Origin of the sequence: Aromatoleum aromaticum EbN1, from assembly GCF_000025965.1 — a bacterium.
Taxonomy (GTDB): domain Bacteria; phylum Pseudomonadota; class Gammaproteobacteria; order Burkholderiales; family Rhodocyclaceae; genus Aromatoleum; species Aromatoleum aromaticum.
On record NC_006513.1, the window covers coordinates 95,358 to 114,415 of the forward strand.

15 protein-coding genes are annotated in these 19,058 nt (G+C 64.7%); 9 read left to right on the forward strand and 6 right to left on the reverse strand.

Annotated elements, in window-relative coordinates:
- Positions 1-54 precede the first annotated feature (54 nt).
- From EBN1_RS00495 to acs, 6 genes are all read right to left on the reverse strand, one after another.
- Positions 55-2,136: a sodium:solute symporter family protein gene (locus EBN1_RS00495; RefSeq protein ID WP_011235951.1), complete on the reverse strand. Its 2,082-nt coding sequence runs from the start codon at positions 2,134-2,136 to the stop codon at positions 55-57.
- A gap of 70 nt (positions 2,137-2,206) precedes the next feature.
- Positions 2,207-4,375, reverse strand: coding sequence for a 3'-5' exonuclease (locus tag EBN1_RS00500; RefSeq protein ID WP_041645378.1), 2,169 nt, complete (start codon positions 4,373-4,375; stop codon positions 2,207-2,209).
- A 3-nt stretch (positions 4,376-4,378) separates the two neighbouring features.
- The gene (locus EBN1_RS00505; RefSeq protein WP_011235953.1) at positions 4,379-4,750 is read right to left on the reverse strand and encodes a response regulator transcription factor; all 372 of its coding nucleotides are present in this window, start codon (positions 4,748-4,750) and stop codon (positions 4,379-4,381) included.
- Positions 4,751-4,779: 29 nt separating this feature from the next.
- Positions 4,780-7,536 carry a sensor histidine kinase gene (locus tag EBN1_RS00510; protein WP_011235954.1) on the reverse strand — a complete coding sequence of 919 codons (2,757 nt, stop codon included), beginning with the start codon at positions 7,534-7,536 and terminating at the stop codon, positions 4,780-4,782.
- A gap of 11 nt (positions 7,537-7,547) precedes the next feature.
- Positions 7,548-7,745: a hypothetical protein gene (locus EBN1_RS00515; RefSeq protein ID WP_011235955.1), complete on the reverse strand. Its 198-nt coding sequence runs from the start codon at positions 7,743-7,745 to the stop codon at positions 7,548-7,550.
- A gap of 197 nt (positions 7,746-7,942) precedes the next feature.
- Complete coding sequence (acs, locus tag EBN1_RS00520) at positions 7,943-9,925, reverse strand: acetate--CoA ligase (RefSeq protein ID WP_041645381.1); 1,983 nt, start codon at positions 9,923-9,925, stop codon at positions 7,943-7,945.
- A 248-nt stretch (positions 9,926-10,173) separates the two neighbouring features.
- Between acs and EBN1_RS00525 the strand changes: the two genes are divergently transcribed.
- The 9 genes from EBN1_RS00525 to EBN1_RS00565 all read left to right on the forward strand — a co-directional run bounded on the left by EBN1_RS00525 (position 10,174) and on the right by EBN1_RS00565 (position 19,056).
- Complete coding sequence (locus EBN1_RS00525; RefSeq protein WP_011235958.1) at positions 10,174-11,706, forward strand: fumarate hydratase; 1,533 nt, start codon at positions 10,174-10,176, stop codon at positions 11,704-11,706.
- Between the two features lie 184 nt (positions 11,707-11,890).
- Positions 11,891-12,739: a DUF6502 family protein gene (locus EBN1_RS00530; RefSeq protein ID WP_011235959.1), complete on the forward strand. Its 849-nt coding sequence runs from the start codon at positions 11,891-11,893 to the stop codon at positions 12,737-12,739.
- A complete protein-coding gene (locus EBN1_RS00535) occupies positions 12,739-14,268 on the forward strand; it encodes a DUF5666 domain-containing protein (protein WP_011235960.1) in 1,530 nt (509 codons plus the stop codon). The genes EBN1_RS00530 and EBN1_RS00535 overlap by 1 nt, the downstream gene beginning before the upstream one ends.
- Positions 14,265-15,017: a hypothetical protein gene (locus tag EBN1_RS00540; RefSeq protein WP_011235961.1), complete on the forward strand. Its 753-nt coding sequence runs from the start codon at positions 14,265-14,267 to the stop codon at positions 15,015-15,017. Before EBN1_RS00535 ends, EBN1_RS00540 begins: the two co-directional genes overlap by 4 nt.
- Before the next feature lie 291 nt (positions 15,018-15,308).
- A complete protein-coding gene (locus EBN1_RS00545) occupies positions 15,309-15,734 on the forward strand; it encodes a c-type cytochrome (RefSeq protein WP_011235962.1) in 426 nt (141 codons plus the stop codon).
- Between the two features lie 37 nt (positions 15,735-15,771).
- On the forward strand, positions 15,772-17,154 hold the full coding sequence (locus EBN1_RS00550; protein WP_011235963.1) for a cbb3-type cytochrome c oxidase subunit I: 1,383 nt from the start codon (positions 15,772-15,774) through the stop codon (positions 17,152-17,154).
- A 189-nt stretch (positions 17,155-17,343) separates the two neighbouring features.
- Complete coding sequence (locus tag EBN1_RS00555; protein WP_011235964.1) at positions 17,344-17,940, forward strand: cytochrome c oxidase subunit 3 family protein; 597 nt, start codon at positions 17,344-17,346, stop codon at positions 17,938-17,940.
- 13 nt (positions 17,941-17,953) lie between these two features.
- Positions 17,954-18,259: a cytochrome C oxidase subunit IV family protein gene (locus EBN1_RS00560; RefSeq protein ID WP_011235965.1), complete on the forward strand. Its 306-nt coding sequence runs from the start codon at positions 17,954-17,956 to the stop codon at positions 18,257-18,259.
- A complete protein-coding gene (locus EBN1_RS00565; protein ID WP_011235966.1) occupies positions 18,256-19,056 on the forward strand; it encodes a CbbQ/NirQ/NorQ/GpvN family protein in 801 nt (266 codons plus the stop codon). Before EBN1_RS00560 ends, EBN1_RS00565 begins: the two co-directional genes overlap by 4 nt.
- Positions 19,057-19,058: the final 2 nt, after the last annotated feature.

The following is a 19,058-nucleotide window of genomic DNA, read 5'->3' on the forward strand; positions in this document are numbered from 1 at the left end:
AGTTCGAGAGCCGCGGGCTGATCGAGGCGGGGCCGTCCGAAGGATGATCGCGGCTCAGCTCTGACTCCGGCGTCGCACTGCGACCGAGTCCGGCTGCGCCTCGCTGTCCTCCACCGGGAGCCGCGGATAGCGCATGTAATCGACGAGATCCTGGATCTCCGGGGACGGCGGGCGGGTCAGCAGGCTCACCAGCACGATCATCGCGAAGCCGAGCGGGACACCGAACACGCCGGCCGAGATCGAGTTGATGTCGAACCAGGCTTGGGTCATCGAACCGCCGAAGAACGGATGGGTGCGCGCCGCGTAGTACAGCGTGATGACGAGCCCGGCAAGCATGCCCGCGACCGCTCCGGGGCGGTTCGCGCGCTTCCAGAAGATTCCGAGCACCAGCGCGGGAAAGAACGCGGCGGCGGCAATCGAGAACGCGAGGCCGACCATGAACAGGATGTTGTCGGGGCGCATCGACGCGACCCACGCCGCGATCACCGCGACGACGAGCAGCTGGGATTTCGCGATCACGAGCCGGCGCTGCGTCGACGCACGCGGATTGACGACCTTGTAATAGAAGTCGTGCGAGAGCGCGTTCGAGATCGTCAACAGCAGCCCGTCGGCGGTCGATAGCGCGGCGGCGAGTCCGCCCGCCGCGACCAGCCCCGACACGACGTACGGCAGGCCCGCAATCTCCGGCGTCGCGAGCAGGATCACGTCGGTGTTGAGCCGCAGTTCGGCCAGCTGCAGGATGCCATCGCCATTGATGTCCTCGATCGCCACCATCCCGACCTTGCCCCACGACGCGACCCAGTTCGGCAGCAGCGAAAGACTCGATCCGATGAGGTTGTTGTACACCTCCCATTTCGCGAACACCGCGTAGGCCGGCGCCGTGACGTACAGCAGGAAGATGAAGAACAGCGACCAGAACACCGAGCGCCGCGCCTCCACGACCCCCGGCGTGGTGTAGTAGCGCACGAGCACGTGCGGCAAGGCGGCGGTACCGATCATCAGCACGAACACCAGCGCGAGGAAGTTGTTGCGCGCGACGCGCTTTTGCTCCGGCGTGTCGCCGGGGTGCGCTTCGGCGTGGCGGGGCGGCGGCCGCGACCGCGCGGCAGCTTCGACGCGCGCCTGCTCCCACGTCGCCCGCGCCTGCTCGGGCGTCTTCGGCAGGTCGCGCAGCGCCCGTTCGGCGTGCGCGATTTCGCGCGCCGCGGCGTTGTCGATGCGCAACCGGTTCAGGCGTTCGATCAGCGAACGCCGTTCTTCCTCGAGCGAATCCGGCAGCGCGGCGATCTTCGCTTCGTAATCCGCCGCGCGCTGGCCGAAGCGTTCGCGGACCTCGATTTCGCGCGGCTCGACGAACAGCTCGGTCTCCTTGGCGGAAAGCCGGTCGAGCACGCTGCCATACGCTGCCGGGGGAACCGGCACGCCGGTGACCTTGTACGACAGGATCACCACCGGCGCGAGATAGGCGACGATGAGGATCACGTACTGGGCGACCTGCGTCCAGGTCACCGCCCGCATGCCGCCGAGGAACGAACAGACGAGGATGCCCGCGAGGCCGACGAACAGGCCGATCTCGAACTCGACGCTGACGAAGCGGCTCGTGATCAGGCCTACGCCGTAGATCTGCGCGACGAGATAGACGAAGCTCGCCAGCACCGTCGCGACGAGACCGACGATACGCGCGACATTGCCTTCGTAGCGCGCACCGAGAAAGTCGGGAATCGTGTATTGGCCGAACTTGCGCAGGTAGGGCGCGAGCAGCAGCGCGACAAGAACGAAGCCGCCCGTCCAGCCGGTGACGAACGCGAGGCCTTCGAAGCCGGAAAAGTACAGCGTACCGGCCAGGCCGATGTAGGACGCAGCGCTCATCCAGTCGGCGGCGGTGGCCATGCCGTTGAAGACCGCCGGCACCCGCCGGCCGGCAACGTAATACTCCGACACGTCGGAAGTGCGGCTCATCACGCCGATGCCGGCATAGATCGCGATCGTCGCGAACAGGAACACGTGCCCGATGACGCCCGGCGACAGGCCGAACTGTTCGCCGATCGCGAGCAGCCCGACGAACGCGAGGAAGCTGCCGGTGTACCAGCCGTAATAGCGCCGCAGGCGGCGGCCAAAGGCGGACTGCGTGGTCAAGGGCGCACCGCTTCAGTCCATTGACGGGCCTGCAACCCGCACACCGTAACCCCAGCCACCCGTTCGGGTTTCAATATTTGACCCTCGCGTAATACGATTTTTCAGCCGCCCGGCGCGCCTCGCCGAGCGTGTGGATGCCTTTTTCGGCGAGCAGCGGGATCAGCTTCAGCAGCACTTCGGCGGTCACGATCGCGTCGCCGAGCGCGGTATGCCGGCCGATGATCGTCAGATTGAGGCGCTCGGCAATCGCCTCGAGGCGGTGCGACTCCTGGTTCGGATGGACCACCGCCGACAGCAACAGCGTGTCGAGCACCGGCTGGTCGAAGCGCAGGCCCGTCATGGTCTCCTTGAGCTGCAGGAAGCGCATGTCGAACGCCGCGTTGTGCGCGATCAGCACCGTGTCCTGCGCGAACGCGTGGAATGCCGGCAGCACCCTGGCGATCGTCGGCTGGCCGGCGAGCATGTCGGGGGTGATGCCGTGGATCTTGACCGACTCCGGCGACACCCCGCGCTCCGGATCGATCAGCTGCTCGAAGGATTCCTGGCGCAGCAGCTTGCTGTTGACGATGCGCGTCGCGCCGATCTGGATGATCTCGTCGCCCTTCGACGGATCGAGCCCGGTCGTTTCGGTGTCGAAGACCGTGTAGGTCAGCTCGCTGAGCAGGCGATCCTCCAGCACATGCGATTTTTCCGACCATTTGAAGAGATCGAAATCGTAGTACTCGGGCCGCCCCTCGCCTTTGAGAAATGCCGCCGGGTCGAGCTCCTCCTGGGGCAGCGCGGCCGGCAGCACGATGCGAAAAAACGCGCGGTGGCGCACTTTCTCGCGCTCCAGCCACATCTCGCCGTCATTGCGCTCGATGACGTCGCGTACGGTGAGCGGGCTGTTCTCGTCGGCGAAGCGCATCGGTTCGAGCTCCCAGCTCATCACCGTCTCGGTGCTCATCGCCTGCCCCGACCAGATCAGGTCGAGGTGCACCAGGCGTCCCGCCCCGCTCAGCCGGAAACGCACCTCGCGTATCTCGAACTCGTCCGACAGCCGGCTCGCGAGGTAGGTCAGCGCCTGCAGCAGCGAGAAGCTGTCGACTTTCACCCACAGCGACTCGTCGACCTCCTCGAGCTTGGCCGGCACCTTCAGCACCTTGACGATGCGCCGCTGCGCCGCGGCAAGCAGGTCCGCGCCGAGCATCTCCTCGAGCGGCCAGCGCGCCTTCAGGGCATCGGCGAACTCGTTCGCGGTCTCGTCGAGCCGCCCGCTCATCGCGCGGATCTCGTCACGGATGACCTTGCGAAAGCGCTCCTGGAGCTCGCTCTGCAGATCGGGGTAGTCGAGCATTTCCGCCGCTGCCCGCACGTTCGCCAGCGCCGCGCGGTTGCCCTCGGTCAGCGTGTGCAGCATCTGGTCGCGGCGCGATTCGTTCTCGAAATTGCGCGTGATGTCGTCGAGCATCAGGATGAACCCGGTGATGCTGCGCTCGGGGGCATCCTCTTGCCCCACCGACAGCACCGGCGCCATCTGCGCCCGCAGCAGGTGACCCGCACGCGTCGTGGTGACGAATTTTGCCACCGGCTGCACGTTGCTGCGCCGCAGCCGATGCTGGATGCTTTCGAGCGCGTGGTTGATCAGGTTGCGGTCGAACACGCCATAGATCGAACGCCCGAGCCCGATCAGCTCGCCGCCGTTCGCCACTCCCGGAGCCTGCGACAGCGAGCGGAACTGCGCGCGCGCGCGGTTGTTGTAGAGCAGGATGCGTCCGTCGAGGTTGCAGACGAGAACGCTTTGCGTCAGCTCGGACATCAGCGCGGCGAGGCGGTTCTTCTCTTCCTCGAGCGACTCCTTCGCTCGCGCGATCTGCGCCTCGACGTCCTGCAGCAGCGCGTCGCGCTGTTCGGCCAGGGCATTGACGTAGCGTGCCAGCGCCTTCACTTCCGGCGGCCCCTCCTCCTTGACGCGAAACTCACGGTTTGCGCCGAGCATCAGGTTGAGGTTCTCCCCCATTCTCAGAAGACCCTGCACGTAGCGGCGAAAGAGGTTGCGCAGCACGGCGATGCCCATGACGAAACCCATCAGGGTCATCAGCGTGCCCAGCGGCAGGTGCGGGGCGATCACGTCGATCAGCAGTTCCCTGCTGCCTTCTCTCGTCTCCAGCCAGACCAGCAGTGCGGTGACGACGAACGGACCGGTCATCAGCAACGCCAGGACGATCACCGCCAGCAGGAAACGTGTGCGTGCCGTCATCCGTCAGCTCGCCGCGAGCATGCTGCGCACGCACTCCACCAGCTCCTTCGTCGAGAACGGTTTGGTCATGTAGGCATCGGCCCCCAGCGCCAGCCCCTTGGCAACTTCGGTGTCGCGCCCTTTTGCCGTCAGCATCAGGACGCGCACCGACTGCAGGTCGGGATCAGCCTTGATTTCCTGGCACACCTCGAACCCGCTTTTCTTCGGCATCATCACGTCGAGCAGCACCAGGTCGGGCAACTCGGCGCGGATTCGCGCGATCGCCTCCTCGCCATCGTTGGCGATCGAAACCTCATACCCTTCGCGCTTCATCAGGAATTCGAGCGAAATGACGATGTTCTGTTCATCGTCCGCGATCAGTATCTTCTTGGCCATGCTTCTCCCTCTCTCCCGGCTATTCTATGTCATTGCACGACAGCCACCGTGTCGGGATGGGGAGCGTGCAGCGGCAGCACGAACGTAAATACCGTGCCGTGCCCCGGCGGCGACTCCACCCACAGCCGTCCGCCGAAATGCTCGACGATCTGGCGGCTGATCGGCAACCCGAGGCCGGTGCCCTGCGGCCGCGAACGCTCGTCGCCACCCTGCCGGAATTTCTCGAATATCACACCGTGCAACTCCGGCGGGATGCCCGGCCCGTTGTCCGACACCTCGACGCGCACCTGCCCCGCTTCGGACTTCAGCGCGACTCGGATGCGGCCCGCGCCCTGCGGCACGAACTTCGCCGCGTTCGACAGCAGGTTCAGCATCACCTGCACCAGCCGGTCGTGGTCCGCTTTCAGGTGCGGCGCTTCGTCCGGCAGCACCAGCTCGACGGTTGCGCCGCGGTCGCGGAACAGCTGGGCCGTGGTGTCGACGGCCTGCTCGACGAGCGCGCGCATGTCGATGTCGCTGTTGTGCCACTCCGCATGGCCGGATTCGATCTTGGCAAGGTCGAGCACCTGGTTCACGAGGCGCGTGAGGCGCTCCGTTTCGGACACGATGATGCCGAGAAATCGCATCCGGTCCGGGAGAGCGATGTCCGGATCGTCGAGCAGCATTTCGGAGAACGCGCGGATCGACGTCAGCGGCGTGCGCAGTTCATGCGACACCGACGACATGAAGTCGTCCTTGAGCCGGTCGAGTTCCTTCAGCCGCTCGTTGGCCGCGCGCAGTTCGGCGGTGGCCGATTCGAGCGCCCGCGACTTCTCCTCGAGCTCGTGCGAATACGCGCGCACCTGCGAGGCCTCGTCGAGGATGTCCATGACTTCGTCGAGTCCCAGCGGCTCCTCCTGCACGACCGAGGCCACCATGACGCGCGCGGAGGCGCTGCCGATCGCCCCGGCGAGCTGCGTTTCGGCGAACTGGACGAGCCCGGCATCGGGCTGGATCTGGTCGATGCCGGCGAGCCCGCGCTGCCGCGCATAGTCGGTGAACGCGCGCTCTGCGCGGGCCGTGCCGAGAAAGCGCGCCACGAGCGGCAGCAGGTCGCGCACCTGGGCGCTGCCGCGCCAGAACATCGCAGGGGACGTGCGGCCGCGCCGGAAGACATCGACGAAAAGCGTCGCCTGGCTCGCCTCCTGCCCGGTCGGCGTGCGCAGCAGCGAAACGAAAAGATAGCAGGCGATGTTGACCGTGAGACTCCAGAACAGCGCATGGCTGATGTTGTCGAGCCCCCGTAGCCCGAACAGCTGCTCGGGCCGGAGGAGCGCGATGCCGAACAGGCCGTGCTCGAGGAACGCAGGGTCGAGCCAGCCCGATTTCGCCACCGACGGCAGCATCAGCGTGTAGGCCCAGACGACGAAACCGGCGAGCAGTCCGGCCAGCGCCCCTTCGCGCGTGCCGCCGCGCCAGTACATTCCGCCCAGCATCACAGGCGCGAACTGTGCGACCGCAGCGAAGCTGATCAGGCCGATGCTGACCAGCGCGTAGGCTTCGCCAGCGAGATGGAAATACAGATAACCGAGCAACAGCACCACCAGGATCGCGCCGCGCCGGATTCCCAGCAGCAGGCCGGTGAGATCCCCGTGCGGCGCCCGGTGGAAGCTGCGGCTGCGCAGCACCAGCGGCATTACCAAGTCGTTGCACACCATCGTCGACACCGCGATCGTCTCGACGATGACCATTCCCGTCGCGGCCGACAGTCCGCCGACGAACGCGAGCAGCGCCAGGGCCCCGTGGCCGTGGGCGAGCGGCAGCGACAGCACGAAGGTGTCGGGATCGACCGTGCCGCGGCCGAAAAACAGCAGCCCGCCGAGCGCGATCGGCAGCACGAAGATGTTGATCAGGAACAGATACGTCGGGAACAGCCAGGTCGCGCGGCGCAGGTGCTGTTCGTTCACGTTCTCGACGACCATGACCTGGAACTGCCGCGGCAGGAAGATCACCGACAGCATCGCCAGCAGGGTCAGCGTGAACCATCCGCCATAGCCGGCCCCGCTGGCGCTCTCGACGGTGAGGAGCCCTGCGAGTTCGGGGTGGGCGAGCGCGCGCGTGAAGAGATCGCCGAAACCGTCGTACATGCCGTAGGTGACGAACACGCCGAGGACCAGAAACGCGAACAGCTTGACGACCGATTCGAACGCAATCGCGGCGACCATGCCTTCGTGCCGCTCGGTCGCGTCAAGGTGGCGCGTACCGAACAGAACCGTGAACACCGCCAGCGTCAGTGCGACGTACAAAGTGCTGTCGCCCACCCAACTACCCGGCGCGAGCGGAAGAAACTGTTCGTCACGCTCCCCGGTGAGTACCGCATAGCCGCTCGAAACCGCCTTCAGCTGCAGCGCAATGTATGGAATCATCCCGACCACTGCGATGATCGTGACGAGCCCGCCGAGCAGATGGCTCTTGCCGTAGCGGCTGGCGATGAAGTCGGCAATCGAAGTGATGCGGTAGGTTTTGGCGATGCGGATCATCTTCAGCATCACGATCCACGACATGGTCATCGCAAGCGTCGGGCCGAGATAGATCGGCAGGAACCACACTCCGCCAGAGGCCGCGCGACCGACGCTGCCGAAATAGGTCCACGCCGTGCAATAGACGCCGAGCGACAGCGCGTAGGTCCACGGATTCGAGATCACCGAGCGCCCCTGCTCCGCGCGACGATCGGCGAGATAGGCGACGGCGAAAAGAAGCAGCAGGTAGGCGAACGAGACAACGACGACCGTGGTACCGGTGAGCATGCGGCCAATCCTCAGCGTGCGCCACGCTCGACGATCCACGCGACTGCGACCAGCAGCAGCGCCCAAATGCCGAACAGGAAAACCCACAGCATCGGCAGGCCGAGAAAAGACTCGGGCCGATCGAACAGTGAAAGCACCGGATAGTTGAACAGCAGCACGCCGGTCAGGAAAACCGCCACCAACCGCTGTCCCGCAAGACCCTTGCGCATCAGGGACTCCTCATGATGACGACGGCCCCCGGATTATAGCGACACGCGGAATTCGCCCTTCGCCGCCAGCCCCGGCATGCTGCAAAAAAAAAGCGCGCTTTCGCGCGCCTTCTCCTCCTCCCACAGGTCAGCCAGAGCGGCTGCCTCATTATTCTGGTCAGGGTCGGGCCTTTGCGGGCCCGTGCCTCGCAAGGGGTTCAGCTCAGCGGCTGGCCAAGCTGATCCAGGATCGCCGGATTCTCGAGGGTCGACGTATCCTGGGTGATCTCCTCCCCCTTCGCCAGCTGACGCAGCAGCCGACGCATGATCTTGCCCGAACGGGTCTTGGGCAGGTTCTCGCCGAAACGGATGTCCTTCGGCTTCGCGATCGGCCCGATCTCGTGGCCGACCCAGTTCTGCAGCTCCTTGATGACCGCCTTGGCCTGCTCGCCGGTCGGGCGCTCGCCCTTCAACACGACGAATGCCACGACCGCTTCGCCGGTCACGTCGTCGGGGCGGCCGACGACTGCCGCTTCGGCGACTTTCTCGTGTGCGACCAGTGCGGACTCGATCTCCATCGTCCCCATACGGTGGCCCGAGACGTTCAGCACGTCGTCGATGCGGCCGGTGATCGTGAAGTAGCCGGTGTCCTTGTCGCGGATCGCGCCGTCGCCGGCAAGATACAGCTGGCCCTTGAAGTCGTCCGGGTAGTAGGACTTCTTGTAGCGCTCCGGGTCGCCCCAGACGGCACGGATCATCGACGGCCAGGGACGCTTGACGACGAGGATTCCGCCCTGCCCATTCGGCAACTCGGTTCCGGTCTCATCGACGACCGCCGCCTGGATGCCCGGGAACGGCAGCGTGCAGGAGCCCGGCACGAGCGGGGTCGCGCCCGGCATCGGTGTGATCATGTGCGCACCGGTCTCGGTCTGCCAGAAAGTATCGACGATCGGGCAGCGGCTCGCGCCGACGTTCTCGTAGTACCACTCCCACGCCGCCGGGTTGATCGGCTCGCCGACCGAGCCGAGGATGCGCAGGCTCGACAGGTCGTATTTCTTCGGGTGCACCGCAGGGTTGTTGTCCGCAGCCTTGATCAGCGAGCGGATCGCGGTCGGCGCAGTGTAGAACACAGTGACCTTGTGGTCCTGGATCATTTTCCAGAAACGCCCCGCGTCCGGGTAGGTCGGCACCCCTTCGAAGACGATCTCGGTCGTGCCGCAGGCGAGCGGGCCGTAGGTGATGAAAGTGTGGCCGGTGACCCAGCCGATGTCGGCGGTGCACCAGAAGACGTCGTCCGGCTTGATGTCGAAGGTGTACTTCATCGACATGATCGCGTGCAGCAGGTAGCCGCCGGTCGAGTGCTGGACGCCTTTCGGCTTGCCGGTCGAGCCCGACGTGTAGAGCAGGAACAGCGGATGTTCGGCGTCGACCCATTCGGGCTCGCAGGTCTCGGACTGGGTTGCGCAGACGTCGTCGAACCACTGGTCACGGCCCTTGTCCATCGCGACTTCCGCGCCGGTGCGCTTGACGACGATGACGTTCCTGATCGATTCGCAGCCGCCCATCGCCAGCGCCTCGTCCGCGATCGGCTTCAGCGGCAGCGCCTTGCCGCCGCGGTGCTGACCGTCGGACGTGATCAGGGCGACGGCGCCGGCGTCGTTGATGCGGTCGCGCAGCGCCTGGGCCGAGAAGCCGCCGAACACGATCGAGTGGGTCGCGCCGATGCGGGCGCAGGCCTGCATCGCGACGACGCCTTCGATCGACATCGGCAGGTAGATGACGACGCGATCGCCTTTTTTGACGCCCATGCCGCGCAGCGCGTTCGCGAACCTGCTGACACGGACGAGCAGATCCTTGTAGGTGACGCGCGTAACTTCCCCGCTGTCGGCTTCGAAGATGATCGCGACCTTGTCACCGAGACCGTTATTGACGTTGCGGTCGAGGCAGTTGTACGAGACGTTCAGCTGGCCGTCGGCGAACCACTTGAAGAACGGCGCGTCGCTCTCGTCGAGGACCTGGGTGAAGGGCTTCTTCCACTCGACCAGTTCGCGGGCGTGGCGCGCCCAGAATCCTTCGTAGTTGTCTTCCGCCTCCTTGCACAACGCAAGGTAGCCTTCCATGCCGGAAACCGCCGCGTTCTTGACCATCTCTTCCGAAGGCTTGTAGATGCGCGCCCGGGTCTGCTGTTGCTCGTTCGACATATTCACCTCTCCTCAACTGTTCTGAATGGTTGAAGCTGCCCTGTTGCGGGGCGGCCGGTTGGTTCCAGCCTGTATTGTCGTTCGCGAAAGGCTCCGCGATCTGCTGCGCATTTAAGAGCAGCTATCTTACACAGGACTTACATGCCCTGCGGGGGCGTCAAATCCGGTCTCTTCCTGCACCGCAACACGCATCCGGCCCCGGGCTGATAGAATTGCGGCCCATTGCCCCGCCACCTTGGAGACGCCTCATGACCGTGATTCGCGAAGAAGACCTCATTCAGTCCGTCGCGGATGCCTTTCAGTTCATCAGCTATTACCACCCCCTCGACTTCATCGAGGCGCTCGGTGAGGCCTGGAAGCACGAGGAGAACCCGGCGGCGAAGGACGCCATCGCGCAGATCCTGACCAACTCGCGCATGTGCGCCGAAGGCCACCGCCCGATCTGCCAGGACACTGGCATCGCGGTCGTCTTCCTCAAGGTCGGCATGAACGTGCAGTGGGACGCGAAGATGAGCGTCCAGGAGATGGTCAATGAAGGCGTGCGCCGCGCGTACACCAACGTCGACAACAAGCTGCGCGCCTCGGTGCTGCTCGACCCGGCCGGCAAGCGTCAGAATTCGAAGGACAACACGCCCGCTGTCGTGCATTACGAGATCGTCCCCGGCGACCACGTCGAAGTCACCTGTGCGGCGAAGGGCGGCGGCTCGGAGAACAAGTCGAAGTTCTACGCGCTGAACCCGTCCGACTCGATCGTCGACTGGGTACTGAAGACGCTGCCGACGATGGGTGCCGGCTGGTGCCCGCCGGGCATCCTCGGCATCGGCATCGGCGGCACGCCCGAGAAGGCGATGCTGCTCGCGAAGGAATCGCTGATGGCGCCGGTCGACATCCACGAACTACGCGCAAAAGCTGCTTCGGGGGCGACGCTCACGCGCGTCGAGGAATTGCGCCTCGAGCTGATGGACAAGGTCAACGCACTGGGTATCGGCGCGCAGGGTCTCGGCGGCCTCACGACCGTGCTCGACGTCAAGATCCTCGACTACCCGACGCACGCTGCGAGCCTGCCGGTCGCGATGATTCCGAACTGCGCGGCGACGCGCCACGTGCATTTCGAGCTCGACGGCTCCGGGCCGGCGAAACTCGAGGCGCCGAAGCTCGAGGACTGGCCGGACGTCACGTGGCAGGCCGACACCAAGGTCGCCACGCGCGTCAATCTCGACACCCTGACGAAGGAAGAAGTCGCGTCGTGGAAGCCCGGCCAGGTGCTGCTGCTGAACGGCAAGATGCTGACCGGCCGCGACGCCGCACACAAGCGCATCGCCGACATGCTCGCAAAAGGCGAGAAGCTGCCCGTCGACTTCACGAACCGCGTCATCTACTACGTCGGCCCGGTCGACCCGGTGCGCGACGAAGTCGTCGGTCCGGCCGGCCCGACCACCGCGACGCGCATGGACAAGTTCACCCGCATGATGCTCGAACAGACCGGCCTGATCTCGATGGTCGGCAAGGCCGAGCGCGGCCCGGCGGCGATCGACGCGATCCGCGACAACAAGTCGGCCTATCTGATGGCAGTCGGCGGCGCAGCCTACCTCGTCGCGAAAGCGATCAAGACCGCCAAGGTCGTCGGCTTCGCCGATCTGGGCATGGAAGCGATCTACGAGTTCGACGTGCAGGACATGCCCGTGACCGTCGCCGTCGATTCGACCGGCACCAGCGTCCATGAAACCGGCCCGAAGACGTGGCAGGCGAAGATCGGAAAGATCCCGGTCGCGACCGCCTGATCGACCAGCTGCGTTCGATCCATACAGAACCCGACCAGGGAAACCGGTCGGGTTTTTTTATCGTCGCCTCGCACGTGGACGGGGCGGACGGTCTGCGAGTGTATACGGCTGGATGTGGGCTGGATATGGAATTCCGTACGGGAGGGCGATAGTATGAAAAACGCTCCGGAAAGGATTTCATCCAATGCATTCTCCCGCCCCGCCGGCGTCCCTGCTGCATGCGCTGCGTCGCGTGATGCGCCCGCTGGTGCGCCTGATGCTCAGGAAGGGCGTGACCTACACCTATTTCTCCGACATGCTCAAGGGCATCTTCGTCGAGATCGCTGCGACCGAATTCCGGCTCGGCGACAAGGCGCCGAGTGACAGCCGGATCAGCCTGATCACCGGCGTGCATCGCAAGGACGTGCGGCGGCTGCGCGAGGCGGCGCCCGAATCGGATGTCCACCTGCCCGAGGCGCTGTCCCTCGGCGCGCATCTCGTCAGCATCTGGATGAGCCGGCCGCCGTTCTGCGAACACCCCGGCCGACCGTTGCCGCTGCCGCGGCTCGCGAGCACCGGCGGCGAGTGCTCGTTCGACGCGCTGGTCGCGCAGGCGAGCAAGGACATCCGCGCACGCGTCGTGCTCGACGAGTGGCTGCGCCTGGGCATCGCCTGCCTCGACGAACAGGACCGGGTCCATCTTCAGACGACCGCTTTTGTCCCGCAAAAGGGCTTCGACGAGAAAGCCGCCTATTTCAGCCATAACGTCCATGACCACGCCTGCGCTGCGGTCCATAACCTGACGACCGACGCCCGGCCGTTCTTCGAACGCAGCGTGCATTACGACACGCTGTCGCCGGCGAGCGTCGAGACGCTGCGCGACGCAGTCGCAGCCGAAGGCATGCAGGCACTGATGAACTTCAACGCGCTCGCCGCAAAGCTCGAAGCGGGCGACCGGGCAGCAGCGGTCGAATCGCCGCAGCGGATCACGATCGGCCTGTATTTCTATACCGAGCCAGGCGCGGAGCCAGCCCCTGTAGGGGGGGAACCCTGATGATGCTGCGCACACCTCGGTTGGCTGCGCTTGCTGCATTGGCCAGGAAGTGCGTACTCGGGCTCGGCCTTGGCTTATGCGCACCGCTGGCGTTCGCGGCCGCGCAGGTATGCGTCGACCCCGGTGGCACGGGCGGAACCGGCGACACGCTTCGCGAACATGGCATCGGCGGCACGGGCGCACCGGCACAACGCGATCCGGGCGGGATCGGCGGCACGGGCGCGGTCGCGAACGAAGGCGGGACCGGCGGGACCGGCATTGTGGGCACGATCACCGGCTTCGCGTCGGTGTGCGTCAACGGCGTCGAGGTGCATTACGACAATGACATCGAACTTGCCGAGAACGGCGTGCGGGCCGATATCGAACGCCTGGCGATTGGGCAGGTTGTCGCGATCGAGGCCGGCCTGTCGTCACGCGGCCTCGAGGCACGCAACATCGCCATCCTGCACGCCTACGAAGGACCGCTGACCGCACTTCCCGCAGGTCCGGCGCCGCTGCGCGTCATGGACCAGCCCGTGCTGATCGCGCCCGACGCCCATGTCGCCGAAGGACTGCAGCCGGGCGAGCCGGTTCGCGTCAGCGGACTGCGCAACGCCCGCGGCGACGTCCTCGCGACCCGCATCGAACGCGCCCCTGCCCTGACGACGGCAAGCGCGATCGGGACGCTCGTGCGCGGCTCGCTGCAAGGCCTGCCGCTCGTTGGCACCCACCCGGCGCTGCCGGCTTCGCCGACGAAAGTCCTCCTTGTGCGCGGTCGCTGGAGCGCCGCCGGCTTCGATGTCATCAGCATCCGCATCGATCCGGACATCCCATTCGCCGGGCGCGTCCGCAATGCGCTCGTCGAAGGCCTCGTCCGGGCTCGTGACGGCAAGCGTGTCACGCTGGACGGATTCTCGGTAACGCTGGATTCGGATACGCAGTTCGACGGCGGCGACCCGGGTGAAATCGGAAGCGACCGCCGCGTGCGCGTCAGCGGCACGTTCAGCGGCGCCCGCGAGGTGAAGGCCGGGCGCGTCGAGTTCGTCCGGGAACGTCCGGACGGCCGACGGGACAGCACCGGCGCGTCGAGGGGCGACGGGGCGGACGATGCGTCTGGACAGGGCGGCGAAAAACGACCGCAGAACGAATCCGGCACCGGGAAGACCGAAAACGGCCTCGACGCGACCGGCCGGCCGCAACACGGAGCGAATGAAAACCGTCCGCAAGACCGGATGGAGCGTCCCGACCGCAACGAAAAGGCAGACAAACCCGATCGTGTGGAGCGTTTGGACAAGCTGGACCGCCCGGAGAAGGTGGAGCGTCCGGAGAAGGTGGAACGACCCGAAAAAGTCGAGCGCCCGGAAAAGGTTGAGCGCCCGGAAAAGGTTGAGCGCCCGGAAAAGGTTGAGCGCCCGGAAAAGGTTGAGCGCCCCGAAAAAGTCGAGCGTCCCGAAAAAGTCGAACGCCCCGAGAAGGTCGAGCGTCCCAAGCGCGGCGACCTCGACGACCAGAACGATTTCGCATCCAGACAGGCTCGGAGAATTTCATGAGAATTGCTCGAATGCTGCCGATGACGCTGCTGGCGGCCTTCGCCCTGCCGGTCACCGCCGGCGAACTGACGACCTCGATAGGAATGGATTATTCAAGCGGCGACTACGGCACCGACAGTACAAGTGAAACCTGGTACGTTCCCGTGGTCGGGAAATACGAGAGCGGACCGCTTGCGCTGAAACTGACGATCCCGTACCTGCGCATTACCGACCCGGCAGTCGGCCCCGAGGGCGAACCGCTGCCGGGAGGTTGCCGTGAGACCGAGAGCGGGCTCGGCGACATCGTCGGCAGCGCGGGCTACGCGCTGCTCGACGGCAGCCAGGAGCACGGGGTGCTGCTCGACGTCATCGCCAAGGTGAAGCTGCCGACCGCGGATGAAGACAAATGCCTCGGCACCGGCGAGACGGACTACTCGCTGCAGTTCGACGCGGCGAAATCCTTCGGCGCCGTGACCGGCTTCGGCACGCTCGGCTGGAAGAAATTCGGCGATCCGTCGGACAGGAACTTTCGCAACCCGGTCTTCGCCTCGCTCGGCCTCGCGACGAAGCTCGCGCCCGCCACGACGATCGGCGCCGTATATGACTGGCGCGAGAAGGTCACGTCGAATGGCGACGAGATCAGCGAAGTCGCGCTGTTCGCGAGCCAGAAGCTCGACGAGGCCTGGAAACTGCAGCTGTACGCGGTCAAAGGGTTCTCGGACGCGAGCCCCGACTGGGGTGGCGGCCTCGTCGTCAGCCGCGCCTACTGAGCGACTTCCGTCTGACATCGACCACCGTGCCCGGAATTGCTGGAAGGGGAACTTTCAGCAATTCCGGGAGCATGGGGAGTTGACAGCGACGAAAAACTTCCGGCCATTTCGCGGCTTTTCGCCTAAAACCATTGAATCGACAGGGAAATACACTAGCCCTTCGGAGGAGGCCAGTTTGTTGTAACTTGATTCAAATCATGGAGCCCCCTTCCCCCTCTGCTCAGAATGCGGCTAACCTTCGGGTTATCCATCAACCAAGCGGACGCATGACAAAACAATGAGGGGAAAACCATGAGCGGCACCTTCACAAAGGCGATGGCTCGCAACATCTTCTACGGCGGGACAGTGTTCTTCTTCCTGCTTCTGGTGGCGCTGACCGTCGACACGACGACCAACCTCCATAAGTCGGACAACAGCGCGAACCTGACGCCTCAGGTAGTAGCGGGCAAACATATCTGGGAAACGCGCAACTGCATCGGTTGCCACACCCTGCTCGGTGAAGGTGCGTATTTCGCGCCGGAGCTCGGCAACGTCTATACGCGGCGCGGGCCGGAGTTCATCAAGGCGTGGATCCAGTCGCAGCCGACCGGCGCGCCGGGCCGCCGGCAGATGCCGCAGTTCCATCTCACCGACCAGGAACTGGACGATCTGGTCGCCTTCCTGAAGTACACCTCCGGAATCGACGCCCAGAAATGGCCGCCCAACATCGAGGGTTGAGCGCAGCGAATCGAAAACCTCAAGGGGATAACAAACCATGAAATACACATCGCAATCGGTCGCGCTGCCATACTTCATAGCGGCGATCGGTCTCTTCGTCGGTCAGATCGTTTTCGGCCTGGCCATGGGCCTGCAGTACGTAGTTGGGGATTTCCTGTTCCCGGAAATCCCGTTCAACGTCGCCCGGATGGTCCACACCAACCTGCTGATCGTCTGGCTGCTGTTCGGCTTCATGGGAGCGGCCTACTACCTGATCCCGGAAGAAGCCGAAACCGAGCTCTATAGTCCGAAACTCGCGCTGCTGATGTTCTGGATCTTCCTGGTCGCCGGCGCGGCCACGATCCTCGGCTACCTGTTCGTCGACTACGCGACGCTTGCCGAGATGACCGGCAACAACATCCTCGCGACGATGGGACGGGAGTTCCTAGAGCAGCCGCTGCTGACCAAGATCGGTATCGTCATCGTCGCGCTGGCCTTCCTGTTCAACATCAGCATGACGATGTTGAAGGGCCGCAAGACCGTGATCAGCATCGTCATGCTGCTCGGCCTGTGGGGTCTGGCGATCTTCTTCCTGTTCTCGTTCTACAACCCGGGCAACCTGGTCAAGGACAAGTTCTACTGGTGGTGGGTGGTGCACCTCTGGGTGGAAGGCGTGTGGGAACTGATCATGGCCGCAATGCTCGCGTTCGTGCTGATCAAGGTCACCGGCGTCGACCGTGAAGTCATCGAGAAGTGGCTGTACGTGATCATAACGCTGGCGCTCGTCAGCGGCCTGATCGGCACCGGTCACCACTACTTCTGGATCGGCACGCCGGGTTACTGGCAGTGGTGGGGTTCGATCTTCTCGGCGCTGGAACCGATCCCGTTCTTCGCGATGACCGTCTTCGCGTTCAACATGGTCAACCGTCGCCGCCGCGAGCATCCGAACAAGGCTGCCGTGCTGTGGGCGCTGGGTACTGGCGTGATGGCCTTCCTCGGCGCCGGCGTGTGGGGCTTCCTGCATACGCTGGCTCCGGTGAACTTCTACACGCACGGTTCGCAGATCACCGCGGCCCACGGCCACATGGCGTTCTATGGCGCCTACGTGATGGTGGTGCTGACGATGATCAGCTACGCGATGCCGCTGATGCGCGGTCGTGCGGCGAACAGTCAGCGCGCCCAAGTCGCCGAGATGTGGAGCTTCTGGCTGATGACGATCTCGATGGTTTTCATCGTCCTGTTCCTCACCGCCGCCGGCATCCTGCAGGTGTGGCTGCAGCGCGTCTCCGACACGCCGATGCCGTTCATGCAGGTGCAGGACCAGATCGCGCTGTTCTACTGGATGCGCCTGTGGGCGGGTGTGGTGTTCGCGGTCGGCCTGGTCACGTACGTGGCGAGTTTCTTCATCAAGGGTGAAAGCAAGCCGCTGATCACCCCCTGAGCAGTCTCGAAAGTGGTCCTTCAACGGCGTTGAAGGACACGATCACGGGGCGGCGCGAGCCGCCCTTTTTTTTCCTGCTTACGCAAATCGTTCTCGTTACATTCCGCCGGAATGAATTAACCAGAATCAAGGTCCAGAGGAGGTACCCTCCCTAGACTGGTCCCCATGAATACAAGCAGCGAAACTCTGATGACACCTCTCTCCGCCTCCAACTCTGCGTCGGAGATCACGGCGCGACGCCTTCCCGGCGATCTCGCGATATGGTTCTTCATCCTCGCCGAGTTGCTGGCGTTTGGCGTGTTTTTCGTCGTATACGCCTTCACACGCGCCAATCACGTGGAGCTCTTCAACGCCGAACAACTCACGCTCGACCGCAATTCCGGTGCGATCAACACCGTGCTGCTGCTGACCTCGAGCTTCTTCGTCGTGCGCGCGGTGCAGGTCGCCGAAGCGGGATTCAGTCGCCGCGCCGCGCCGTGGCTGGCCGCAGCGTTCGCATGCGGCGCCGGTTTCGTCGTCGTGAAGATCTTCGAGTATGCGGACAAGATCGGTGCCGGCATCAGCCTGTCGTCGAGCACGTTCTACATGTTCTACCTGTCGTTGACGTTCTTCCACTTCATGCACGTGATCCTCGGCATGGTGATCATCGCGGCGATGTGGAACGGCGCTCGAACCGGCCGCTACGGTCCCGATAACATGAACGGGATCGAGACCGGCGCGGCGTACTGGCACATGGTCGATCTGGTGTGGCTGATCCTGTTCCCGCTGATCTACGTGATGCGCTGAGAGGTCCAAGACAATGCAATCCTCGCTTTCCTCCCCCCCGCACGCCTCGTCCCACGGCACGCCGAATCGCGCGGCGATCATCTGGGCAGCGCTGATCTTCGCCACGATGCTGACGTGGACGGTCGGCGAACGCGCCGATGCCGGTCCTGCGATCACCGCACTCCTGATGACGATCGCGTTCGCCAAGGGCACCCTGATCATTCTCGACTACATGGCGCTGCGCCGCGCGCCGCTGATGTGGCCGCTGATCGCGCTCGGCTGGATGCTCCTGGTCTGCTCGATGATCGGCCTGGCCTACTGGAAAGGACTTGCAGCATGAAGATGGAAGCGTCCCTCATGGAAATTCCGTTCTACGAGCCGGCCGGCGATGAAATCAGCGTGTTCGAGCACGCGTGGAAAAATCGCCTGCCGCTGCTGATCAAGGGTCCAACCGGCTGCGGCAAGACGCGTTTCGTCGCGCACATGGCCGCAAAGCTTGGCCTTCCGCTCTACACGGTCGCCTGCCACGACGACCTGACAGCCGCCGATCTCGTCGGCCGTCACCTGATCGGCGATGGTCAGACCGTATGGTGCGACGGCCCGCTGACGCGCGCAGTGCGCGAAGGGGGCATCTGCTACCTCGACGAAGTGGTCGAGGCGCGCAAGGACACCACGGTGGTGCTGCACCCGCTTGCCGACGACCGCCGCATCCTGCCGATCGACCGCACCGGCGAGTTGCTGTCCGCGCCGCCGTCGTTCATGCTCGTCGTCTCATACAACCCGGGTTACCAGAACCTGCTGAAAGGCATGAAGCCATCCACGCGGCAACGGTTCGTCAGCCTGCGCTTCGATTTCCCTGCCAGCGCCCGCGAGGAATCGATCCTGCTCGGTGAAGCCGGCTGCGCCCCCGACCTAGCACGTCGCCTGGTGTCGATCGCGCACGCGTTGCGCACGCTGAAAGACCAGGATCTCGAGGAAGCGGCGAGCACGCGGCTGCTCGTCTATGCGGCGCTGCTGGTGCGCGACGGCATGGACCCGGTCACCGCGTGCCGTGCGGCGATCGTCGAGAGCCTGACCGACGACCCCGAGGTTGCCGAAGCCTTGATGGAAGTCGTGGCGGCGACCTTCGGCCGCTGAAA

Excerpts from the sequence above, each read along its gene's own strand:
- EBN1_RS00500 (WP_041645378.1), bottom strand. The coding sequence starts at position 4,375 with ATGACGGCACGCACACGTTTCCTGCTGGCGGTGATCGTCCTGGCGTTG.
- EBN1_RS00505 (WP_011235953.1), bottom strand. The coding sequence starts at position 4,750 with ATGGCCAAGAAGATACTGATCGCGGACGATGAACAGAACATCGTCATT.
- EBN1_RS00510 (WP_011235954.1), bottom strand. The coding sequence starts at position 7,536 with ATGCTCACCGGTACCACGGTCGTCGTTGTCTCGTTCGCCTACCTGCTG.
- EBN1_RS00515 (WP_011235955.1), bottom strand. The coding sequence starts at position 7,745 with ATGCGCAAGGGTCTTGCGGGACAGCGGTTGGTGGCGGTTTTCCTGACC.
- acs (WP_041645381.1), bottom strand. The coding sequence starts at position 9,925 with ATGTCGAACGAGCAACAGCAGACCCGGGCGCGCATCTACAAGCCTTCG.
- EBN1_RS00525 (WP_011235958.1), top strand. The coding sequence starts at position 10,174 with ATGACCGTGATTCGCGAAGAAGACCTCATTCAGTCCGTCGCGGATGCC.
- EBN1_RS00530 (WP_011235959.1), top strand. The coding sequence starts at position 11,891 with ATGCATTCTCCCGCCCCGCCGGCGTCCCTGCTGCATGCGCTGCGTCGC.
- EBN1_RS00535 (WP_011235960.1), top strand. The coding sequence starts at position 12,739 with ATGATGCTGCGCACACCTCGGTTGGCTGCGCTTGCTGCATTGGCCAGG.
- EBN1_RS00540 (WP_011235961.1), top strand. The coding sequence starts at position 14,265 with ATGAGAATTGCTCGAATGCTGCCGATGACGCTGCTGGCGGCCTTCGCC.
- EBN1_RS00545 (WP_011235962.1), top strand. The coding sequence starts at position 15,309 with ATGAGCGGCACCTTCACAAAGGCGATGGCTCGCAACATCTTCTACGGC.
- EBN1_RS00550 (WP_011235963.1), top strand. The coding sequence starts at position 15,772 with ATGAAATACACATCGCAATCGGTCGCGCTGCCATACTTCATAGCGGCG.
- EBN1_RS00555 (WP_011235964.1), top strand. The coding sequence starts at position 17,344 with ATGACACCTCTCTCCGCCTCCAACTCTGCGTCGGAGATCACGGCGCGA.
- EBN1_RS00560 (WP_011235965.1), top strand. The coding sequence starts at position 17,954 with ATGCAATCCTCGCTTTCCTCCCCCCCGCACGCCTCGTCCCACGGCACG.
- EBN1_RS00565 (WP_011235966.1), top strand. The coding sequence starts at position 18,256 with ATGAAGATGGAAGCGTCCCTCATGGAAATTCCGTTCTACGAGCCGGCC.